Source organism: Atlantibacter hermannii, assembly GCF_009907385.1.
Lineage (GTDB): Bacteria > Pseudomonadota > Gammaproteobacteria > Enterobacterales > Enterobacteriaceae > Atlantibacter > Atlantibacter hermannii_A.
This window is the reverse complement of record NZ_JAAATR010000007.1, coordinates 67,172-73,326: the sequence shown is the minus strand read 5'-3', so window position 1 is coordinate 73,326 and position 6,155 is coordinate 67,172. Positions and strand designations below refer to the sequence as shown.

General features: G+C 43.3%; 7 protein-coding genes. 6 read left to right on the top strand and 1 reads right to left on the bottom strand.

Annotated elements, in window-relative coordinates:
- Positions 1-32: 32 nt before the first annotated feature.
- Positions 33-887, top strand: coding sequence for a hypothetical protein (locus tag GV764_RS03045; RefSeq protein WP_000970401.1), 855 nt, complete (start codon positions 33-35; stop codon positions 885-887).
- 8 nt (positions 888-895) lie between these two features.
- Here the strand turns inward: GV764_RS03045 and GV764_RS03040 are convergent, their stop codons facing one another.
- The gene (locus GV764_RS03040) at positions 896-1,708 is read right to left on the bottom strand and encodes a DNA adenine methylase (RefSeq protein WP_001121574.1); all 813 of its coding nucleotides are present in this window, start codon (positions 1,706-1,708) and stop codon (positions 896-898) included.
- 369 nt (positions 1,709-2,077) lie between these two features.
- Here GV764_RS03040 and GV764_RS03035 point away from each other — a divergent pair, with 369 nt between their 5' ends.
- The 5 genes from GV764_RS03035 to GV764_RS03020 all read left to right on the top strand — a co-directional run bounded on the left by GV764_RS03035 (position 2,078) and on the right by GV764_RS03020 (position 6,125).
- Positions 2,078-3,241 carry a hypothetical protein gene (locus tag GV764_RS03035; RefSeq protein WP_000114860.1) on the top strand — a complete coding sequence of 388 codons (1,164 nt, stop codon included), beginning with the start codon at positions 2,078-2,080 and terminating at the stop codon, positions 3,239-3,241.
- A 247-nt stretch (positions 3,242-3,488) separates the two neighbouring features.
- The gene (locus GV764_RS03030) at positions 3,489-5,180 is read left to right on the top strand and encodes a DUF4942 domain-containing protein (RefSeq protein ID WP_000096325.1); all 1,692 of its coding nucleotides are present in this window, start codon (positions 3,489-3,491) and stop codon (positions 5,178-5,180) included.
- Positions 5,177-5,353: a hypothetical protein gene (locus GV764_RS21955; RefSeq protein ID WP_000070862.1), complete on the top strand. Its 177-nt coding sequence runs from the start codon at positions 5,177-5,179 to the stop codon at positions 5,351-5,353. Before GV764_RS03030 ends, GV764_RS21955 begins: the two co-directional genes overlap by 4 nt.
- Before the next feature lie 48 nt (positions 5,354-5,401).
- Positions 5,402-5,857, top strand: coding sequence for a hypothetical protein (locus GV764_RS03025; RefSeq protein ID WP_000502495.1), 456 nt, complete (start codon positions 5,402-5,404; stop codon positions 5,855-5,857).
- Complete coding sequence (locus GV764_RS03020) at positions 5,844-6,125, top strand: hypothetical protein (RefSeq protein ID WP_000535423.1); 282 nt, start codon at positions 5,844-5,846, stop codon at positions 6,123-6,125. Before GV764_RS03025 ends, GV764_RS03020 begins: the two co-directional genes overlap by 14 nt.
- Positions 6,126-6,155: the final 30 nt, after the last annotated feature.

Below are 6,155 nucleotides of genomic sequence, written 5' to 3'. Positions count from 1 at the left end.
TACCAATACCATACAGTTAAGGCTAAAAGGTGATGATGGAGATGGACTTTAAAATGCACAATGATCTGGGTCTCGGTTTCATTTGTAAAAATGCAAGAACATCGTCAAAGCCAACGTTAAGAAAAGTTACTTTTCCGGTAAGCGCATATGAAACGTCTAAGCTTTCTTTAACCGGTTTTCAATGCCCCACAGCCTGCCGATTTCCTTTTTTTGTGCTATGCATGATAATCCATAACCATCTTTCGTCTGCATGCCCTATCAACCAAAATGAATGTTCAAATCATATATCGCAATTTTCTATCGACATTAAAGTACAAGATTGGCTTAGCCGTTCAAGAGTAGCGTTTATTGATTTCCATAATCTAAGAAATACAGATAAAACCACATTAATAACAGTGGAACATCTTGAAGCTTTACTTACTGTTATGTCAACTACTCTTGTCGCTTACGCTCCATATTCAAAAAAGAGACTTAACTTTAGCTTTCTAAATTCATTTACTTTGTCTAAAACTTCTCAAAGTTACACATTAACTTTCCCGGTAGTTCTCAGTCCGCTTTTAGATGCTCTTGGCGGTTTCATTCAGGAATGCATAACCGAAAAATTGTTAAAACGACGAAATTCGAATTTCATGGTTTACGAGTATCTTAAACGTTCAGGCCAGAGCTCTCATAAAGTGGAGGACATTAATAACGACTTACAGCTTAAAACTCTAAATATAAGACTTATGAGCGTCCTTACTGGGCTTTCTCAGCAAGGACTCATTTCATTTATTTGCGAAGGAAAGAGGGGCGACCGGAGAATAGAAGAGCTTCAGTTTATACCTTATGTTCAACGAACTCACCCTGAGGTATTAACTTTTCAGGAATGGATTAGCCCCGTTGATTAGAATTAACTCTATTTCAGCACGGCCAGTATTTCTGTTTCCGTTTTCCGTGTATTTGGCTTACTTCCTACGGATCGGTAAGCGCTGAGTCTGTGTATGACGAATCCACGCTCTTCATAGAGGCCCAAAGTGAATGGTGTCAGGCTATTTGATATCGCAACAGCAGCGCCTTTTCTGTGAGCGTCAACGAGCATATTTGCTAACAGCACGTGGTCGCTTTGGCTGAACGGTTTACCATCGTAACTGACAAAACTAGTTTTGCTTGTTTTGTCATATGGCGGATCACAATAAATCTGATCTCCTTCGCCGGTTGCGGCCAGAGTCTCCTCAAAACCAGCGGTGATCAGTTCAATACCTGAAAGACGAAATGAAAGGTAGTCTATTTTATTGAAGTCAAGCTTCAGTTCTGTATGTTTCCCCCAGGGCACTGAATAGATTCTTTCTGAGTTATAGCGGCACATACCGTTATAGCCCAGGCGATTCAGGGAGTAAAACAAAGCCGCTCTTTGAAGCGGTTGACCAGAAATACAGGTTTTGTTGAAACGGTCCCTCATCTCATAGTAGTCCTTTTCGACAAAGGTTTTATCCGCTAGGTTTTGGACCTGATTTATAAAGTTAGTTTTCTGTCTTTGAATAGTCCTGTATAGGTTGATCAAGTCTGGATTGCTATCTGCAAGCAATGCATTTTGTGCAAACATGTTCAGAAAAACGGCACCACCGCCTATAAAGGGTTCTACCCACCGGCAACTATGATCGTGTGGGTAGTGATGGCTGATGAAAGGCATCAGTTTCGTTTTTCCACCAGCCCATTTGATTATCGGCATGTGTCTGAGATGTCGAGTCAAAGTGTCTATACCTGAGAGAGAAATTTAGGTGCTGGTATCGTACCTAACCACGGGCTTTAACTAATAACTTAGGGAGCAAAAAAAAGTTGTTTAAGACGCACAGTTTTGACTTTCAGCATTGCGGATTTATAAGATTTTTCCTCACTGATACCTGAACTTTATGTTTTGGATTTATGTCTTTGTTTATGAAGCGATTTTGATGCCATCACAAGAAATGGGGAGCCCTCTTTTTTTGTGAAAAATCAGAATAGGCTCAAAAAGTACCTTTTTTGCGAAAAATTATGGATTTTTTTTTCGGTAGTATCCCCGCTACGCAGAAAGTAAGCAGAAAAATGTAACGGAGCCCCTATGAGTGTTTTACTGACAGAACCTACACAGCAAGCTAATGACAAGGTCTTTAAAACGGCCCATGTTGCCTTTTCAGTAGTTACTGGCACAGGTCGTTACGTCACTGGGCTTAAACAGTTCCGTGATGCAAACCCTGAACTTTGTACTGAAGTAAGTGACCAGAAAGCATGGGCTATCCACCCTTCAGTAATTCAGGTCACGCCAGGCTTCAACTCCCGCGAAATGGGAATGGGTGACGATTACTATAAGCTCCCTGAGGTTGAAGAACACATCTACAACATCAAGAATGCCTACATTCGAGGTGACTATGTAGACCCTATCCGAGTACGTGTCATTGATGGGGTACCTTTTGTTCGCCAGGGGCACTGCCGTTTAAAAGCCGCAATGATGGCATGTGATGAAGATCATGACATCACAATCCTTTGCGTTGAGATTAAAGAAGATGAAATTGGCTGTGAGCTCGCGACCATTGATGGTAACCGTGGTCTTGCGCTTTCTCCTGTTGCGCTTGGCGAGTCCTATCGTCGCCTACATTCTCTTGCTGGCTGGTCACTCGAACGAATTGCTCAACGTGAAAATAAAAGCCCGACGACCATCAGTTCTCTTATCCGCCTGACAACCTGTTCTGTTGTTATCAAGAAATGGATTCATGCTGACGCTATTTCGTATGTTAACGTGCTTTCACTGATCGATGAGCTCGGTGAAACAGAAGCAATTTCACGTATCAAGAAGATGATCGCGGAACTTGAGCAGGCCGATGCGAATGGCATCACGGTGAAAAAAACCCAACATGGTCAGGTACGAGTCAGACCTTCAGACTTCAAGCCAGCACGGATTCCGCCGGTTATTGCCACAAAAGCCGTAGAAGGCGTCAAACTCATCACCACCAGCTTATTACAGAAACTGGGGGATATTGAATTGCCGGAGATGACAGATTCAAGTGCTGACGAAGAAATCAACATTACGTTGAACCGCAGTACTCTGGAGATGCTGAGAAATCTTTCAAAAGAGATCACAGAATCAGAGAACAAGCAGCTTCGCCGTGCGGAGAATCGTCAGGCAAAACTTAATGGTGAGAAGCCAAAATACCCACGTAAAAAAAATGCTAAGAAGGCAGGGGAAGAGACCGATCAGGATACTGACCCACAGCCGGACGCAGAATAATTTACTTTTGGCAAAGTGTTGGTTTTGTCAGAGTCATTAAGGATTCAGGCTTTTTGCCCGCCTTTTTTAAACCTCCATGTATCGTTCTTGCCCCGTTTATGCGGGGCTTTTTTTTTGCTTCTTTCTATGAGTTGACATCTTTAAGTTTTATTCAGAGACATAAAAAACTTTTTCGTGTCACTGAACCTATTAGGTTACAGAGCGACGTTGCTATCCTGGTAAAAGTTTTTTCTAAAGGACCGGTAAAATGTCATCTCTTGATTCTGAAGCTAAACCCGATAATGCAGGTCACAGCGTACTGGCTTTAACAACCTCTCATAGCCTGGTGGTTAGCTCTTCTGAAACATTTCTTCCAGATATGCGCAAAGAGCTCGGCATTATCGCGGATCTTGTTGAGTCCTATAATGATGAACTCTGCTTGTTGAAACACATGGCTGTCCAGTTCAAAACCCACAATCACCAGAAACTTTATTCTTATCTCTCAGGCTACAACCACAGTATCTCTGAAGCGGATGCCTTGTTCGCGGAAAACGCTCTGAGATCTGAATACTGGAAACGCGTTATGGCACTCACTGATGTTTTGCCTATCATGTCGGATGCCAAACGTAACGAATGGGATAAGCAGTTTACGGCCGACCGCTATATTATGCCGCCTCAGGTGATCCCTGATTTCACAGCTGACGCTGTAGTAGGCACAGTCGTTGCTTTGCTTAATGACCGCAATCAATTTATTAAAGAAAGGGTTTACGACGTCTTCCAGTCTCTGAGCCGCAGTCATAAGACAAACAAAGCTTTTGGGTTCTCCACCCGCATGATCACTACCGGAGTTTGCGAGCCGTCTAAATACCCCTGGCAGAAATTAAGGGTGGATTTTAAAGAGTCTGGCATTTCACCACTGAGCGAGCTCCGCGTTATATGCGCATTCTTCCGTGGCGAACAGGTGAAGGCGATCCATAACACCAAATCATTGGTTGAGGCGTTGGTCGAACATGAGGGGTTCAGAAAATGGATCTGCATCGATGGCAACAGTATTCGTTTCAGGGTTTACAAAAATGGATCAATGCATATTGACGTCCACCCTGATATCGCCGAGCGGCTTAACAATATTTTATCAGCTATCGTACCGCTGGCATTACCTGCCGACCGCATGGCTCATAGCAAGAAATCTTTGGAGGCATTCCCTGTACTTAAGCAGTGCATCGACTTTGATACCCGGATGCAGCTTTCTGAACTAATGTTTAAAAATGACGGGGACAATAAATGGAGTTGCTGGACATCTTTAGGGTCTCTCGCCGAACGCAAATCTTCGAGTGTTGCCGCTGACACCCTTCGGTTCTTAGGGGCAACAGTAACAAAATACGATGTGACATTTTCCTATGATCCGTGTGAGGTTATTCGTTACATCGGCCAGATAGGGGAGATGCCTGATATTGTATCGCATCAGTTTTACCCTTCATCTTGCCGAATCAGCGAATATGTATATTCCCTGCTCGGTGCAGGGGAAGGGGATACCCTCCTGGAGCCTAATATTGGCCATGCGGATTTGCTTAAATCATTCCCTGCCGGTGTGATCGTTACTGGCATCGAGCTTGATACTTTGAATTGCCTTATCTCCCGGGCTAAGGGATACGATACGACAGAAGCTGACTTCCTCACATGGTCTAAGTCTAATCAACAGAAGAAGTTTGATTATGTCGTGATGAACCCACCTTTTGCCGATAACCGGGCCAGGCTGCATCTCCAGGCAGCTGCATCTCATCTCGCAGCCGGGGGATCTCTAGCAGCCGTTCTTCCATTATCTCTTCAGGGGCTCGATAACCTTCTGGGGGAAGAATTCCGGACGGAATGGATGGACGTTTTTGAGAACGAGTTTGAAAACACGACCGTTTCGGTTCGCATCCTGTACGCCGAACGTATTCAACAAGAGGAAGTCCTATGAGCAACCAACCCACCAGCCTGCCAGAAGAAGATATTGAGTTTGTTATGGATACCTTTCAGAGGAGCATGGGTAAATCCAAACCTGTCAGGGATACTCAAATAGAGGGCGAGAAACCGCAAAGTAAAGAGTCCGCAAACTCAACTGAAAACCCCGGTTATGAAGAATTCTTTTAATTACGCTCATGATATCCTGGTGCAGTTATTTAGAATGATATTTGAGGGATGGGGGACATTGTGATTAAAAGGCGTAACATTCGACGATCAGTTTATGGATTGCTTATTGTTCTTATCGCCGGAAATGTGTGGTTAGGCCTTAGAGCTGATAAAATTCATAAAGTGCGTTATCAGGATTTCTGGTCACCGGCAACTGTGATTAAAGTAACTGTAATGCCTTCAACGAATGAAATCCAGCTCAGTGGTAAAATCCCTAAATCGGTAAGAGTTTCAAACAATTATGTTGAGTACTCGTTACCGGGCACACTCTCGGACAAGACCATTTACCGAAGCGTGTTAGAAGATGAGATGCTCACTTTGCTTAATGCTGGAGGTCAACTTGAAGTTAAATACACTCTGGACAAGCAGACAAATCGAACTAAGGTATGCACTAAGTGCTTACGGGTGATTAAAGATATTAACCATCAATATTCAGCCACTGAGGTAAAGCATGGGCAGTCCTAAATTTGAAATTGCTGAGCAAATTAAAATGTGGATCGTTGTTTATCTAGTTTGCTTTTTAGCACTTTACTGTGTGTTAAGCGCTCTACATGCGCTTTATGATCCGCTAAATTTACCTGCCCTGACGTGGCCTATCAGCTGGTTCGTGGTGCCTGAAATGACAAGTTTTGGCAGTGCATTATTAGCTTTTGTCCTAACGCCAGGCCTTTGCTCTATAATTGCTGTTTTATTCGGTAAGTCTACCTTTAAAAAAGCTAAAACAAAAATATAGAGTTAATTAGATTGGTGGCTCAGGTTTATA

Excerpts from the sequence above, each read along its gene's own strand:
- GV764_RS03045 (WP_000970401.1), top strand. The coding sequence starts at position 33 with ATGATGGAGATGGACTTTAAAATGCACAATGATCTGGGTCTCGGTTTC.
- GV764_RS03025 (WP_000502495.1), top strand. The coding sequence starts at position 5,402 with ATGGGGGACATTGTGATTAAAAGGCGTAACATTCGACGATCAGTTTAT.
- GV764_RS03040 (WP_001121574.1), bottom strand. The coding sequence starts at position 1,708 with ATGCCGATAATCAAATGGGCTGGTGGAAAAACGAAACTGATGCCTTTC.
- GV764_RS03020 (WP_000535423.1), top strand. The coding sequence starts at position 5,844 with ATGGGCAGTCCTAAATTTGAAATTGCTGAGCAAATTAAAATGTGGATC.
- GV764_RS03035 (WP_000114860.1), top strand. The coding sequence starts at position 2,078 with ATGAGTGTTTTACTGACAGAACCTACACAGCAAGCTAATGACAAGGTC.
- GV764_RS03030 (WP_000096325.1), top strand. The coding sequence starts at position 3,489 with ATGTCATCTCTTGATTCTGAAGCTAAACCCGATAATGCAGGTCACAGC.
- GV764_RS21955 (WP_000070862.1), top strand. The coding sequence starts at position 5,177 with ATGAGCAACCAACCCACCAGCCTGCCAGAAGAAGATATTGAGTTTGTT.